This is a genomic window from Mycobacterium sp., assembly GCF_050701675.1.
GTDB lineage: Bacteria > Actinomycetota > Actinomycetes > Mycobacteriales > Mycobacteriaceae > Mycobacterium.
Genome location: NZ_JBOGDD010001023.1, coordinates 1 through 2,521, shown reverse-complemented (window position 1 = coordinate 2,521; position 2,521 = coordinate 1). Strand labels below are relative to the sequence as shown.

Here is a 2,521-nt window from a genome sequence, read left to right as displayed (position 1 = left end):
GCAATGTATTGCGCGTACATCATGCCTTCGCGTCCCTTGAGGTCCGTCCCGTTCCAGGTGGCTTCGCGCAGATTCTCGGCGGTCAGCTTGATGGCGCGGATGGCGTTGCCCAGTGACGGCTCGAAGTTCAGCCGGGATACGTAGGGCTCCGAGGCGTGCGCGAGCACGTCGAACCCGCACTGCGCGGTGTAGTCGACGGGGCATTCGAAGTAGAGCACCGGATCGTCGACGGCCAGGGTCGCCACCGACGCGTCGTCGAACGCCACGTACTTGTGCGGGTTGTCCGGATCGGTGGTGGTATCGGTGATGACGTATGCCCACGAGGTCTCCGAGCCGGTGCCCGCGGTGGTGGAGATTGCGATGTGCGGCGGGTTCTTCGGATTCTCGGACATGTTGAAGCCCTCGAAGTCGTTGACGCTGCGACCGTCGTGAGCGACGGAGATGCGGGCGCCCTTGCACGCGTCGTGGGTGGAGCCGCCTCCGATCGAGATGAAGCTGTCACACTCGTTCTCCTGGTACAGCTTGACCGAGTCCATGACGTTGTAGTCCTTGGGGTTGGACTCGACCTGGTCGTAGACCACGACCTCGAGGCCATGCCACTTCAGCGATTCGGCCATGTTGTGCACGATGTCCGTACCGCGCAGACCCGACGACATCAGCAGCGTCTTCTTGAAGCCCATCTTGAGGGCCTCCGGGCCAACCATCTCGTGCGCACCCGGTCCCATCATGGCGCGGGGGAACGGGTGAAACTCCTTGATGGGGAACGGCTTGAGCAGATCCTCGACCTTCATGGCGGTCGTCCTCTCCTGGCTGAGTGCGTGGGTGTCGGGCACAAAGCTAGGCACGGGGTGTGATCCAGGGAACAGTGTGGAGTCAATCCCCATCGATCGACAGTGGAATTCCACACGACCGGGCAGCGCCACCCCTACCCGGTCGGACAGGGTGCCGCCTTCACCGCGAGCAGACGGAAAAGGCCCGCATCCGCGCGCAATGAGGGCCGTTTGCGTCTGCTCGGCGGTCAGGCGTAGGTGGCCAGGGCGGCGGCCAGCATCTCGAGATCGCTCGCGCTGACGTCGACGTGCGGCGACACCCGCAGTGCGGGTCGCGTCATCTCGCGCGGGGCCCGTTCGATGCCGGCGTAGGTGGTGACGATCCGATGTTCGGCGAGCAGCTTCGCGCGCACCTCACCCGGGTCGACTCCATCGGGTGGGGTCAGCGTCGTGATGGCACTCGGCTCCTCGGCAGGCTCCACGACCTGCCAACCCGCGACGCCGGCCAGCGCGTTGCGGGTCATCGCGCCGACCTCGACGAGCCTGCTCCGGATGCGCTCCGGCCCCGCAGCGACGTACTCGCCGATAGCGACCGAAAACCCCACCTGCGCAGCGACACTCGTCTCGGCGTGCGCCAGTCGGATCAGCGTCTCGGCACTCAGCACCCCACTGCGGGCGGCGAGCAGCCCGACGCCGCGTGGCCCTGCCGTCCACTTGCGGGAGGACGTATACGTCGCGATCGTGCCGAATCCCGCACAATCAACGTGCGTGAAGGCTTGAGCCGCGTCGACGATCAGCGGGATCCCGTACTCGCCGCAGACCACACCCATCGCTGCGGTGGGCTGCACGATTCCGCGGTGACTGGCCAGCGCGGTGACGTGGATCAGGGCGGGCGGGTCGGCGGCGAGCAACCCTTCAGCGGCCTCGACGTCGAGACGGCCGACGGCGTCAACGGGTAACGGCGTGACGTCGAAACCGTTGCGGGCCATGGCAAGTAGGTTGGGCCCGTACTCGCCGGGCAGGCAGGCCACCGTCCGCGGACCCCGCCAGTCGTCGAGGACGAGGTCCAGCGCGTGACCGGAGCCGGTGGTGAAGACGACGTCCTCGACGCTGAACCCGGTGAGCGCCGCGACGGCGGCACGGCCCGCGTCGAGCACGGGCGCCGCGGCCTCGGCGGCGACGTAACCACCGACCTCGGCCTCGTGCCTGGCGTGCGCGGCCGTCGCGTCGAGCACGGCGAAGGACTGCCGCGAGCAGGCGGCACTGTCCAGGTGCACGCCGGCAGTCGGAGGGCGGGCCGCCCGCCACTCCTCGGCGAGGGTCACTTGACCGCGAGTGACAACCCGAAGTCCCCGGCCTCGTCGGTCCACCACGCCACTCGGCGTAGACCGGCCGCGGCCAGCTCGTCGGCCACGCCATCGGGGCGGAACTTGCACGACACCTCGGTGAGCATTTCCTCACCGGCGCCGAATTCCACCGTCAAGTTCAGATCGCCGATCCGCACCCGTTGCGGACGGCCAGCCCGAAGCCACATCTCGATACGCTCGGCGTCGGGGTTCCAGCGGGCGACGTGATGGAACGCGGCCGGGTCGAAGTCCGCGTCGAGTTCACGGTTGACCACCGCGAGCACGTTCTTGTTGAACTGCGCTGTGACACCGGCACCGTCGTCGTAGGCGCGGACCAACCGGTCGAGGTCCTTGACGAGGTCGGTGCCAAGCAGCAGCGTGTCACCCGGCTGCAGAGTGTCGGCG

The 2,521-nt window shown here is 67.7% G+C and carries 3 protein-coding genes; all 3 read right to left on the bottom strand.

Going from position 1 to position 2,521, the window contains the following annotated elements; translation table 11 throughout:
* On the bottom strand, positions 1-791 hold a 791-nt coding region (locus ACRDUX_RS31380), incomplete at its 3' end, for an iron-containing alcohol dehydrogenase (protein WP_526419834.1).
* Positions 792-1,018: 227 nt separating this feature from the next.
* Positions 1,019-2,095, bottom strand: a complete 1,077-nt coding sequence (gene egtE / locus ACRDUX_RS31375; RefSeq protein ID WP_526419832.1) for an ergothioneine biosynthesis PLP-dependent enzyme EgtE — start codon at positions 2,093-2,095, stop codon at positions 1,019-1,021.
* Positions 2,092-2,521, bottom strand: a 430-nt coding sequence (locus ACRDUX_RS31370) for an L-histidine N(alpha)-methyltransferase (RefSeq protein WP_526419830.1), incomplete at its 5' end; no start/stop codon positions are given. The genes ACRDUX_RS31370 and egtE, both read right to left, overlap by 4 nt.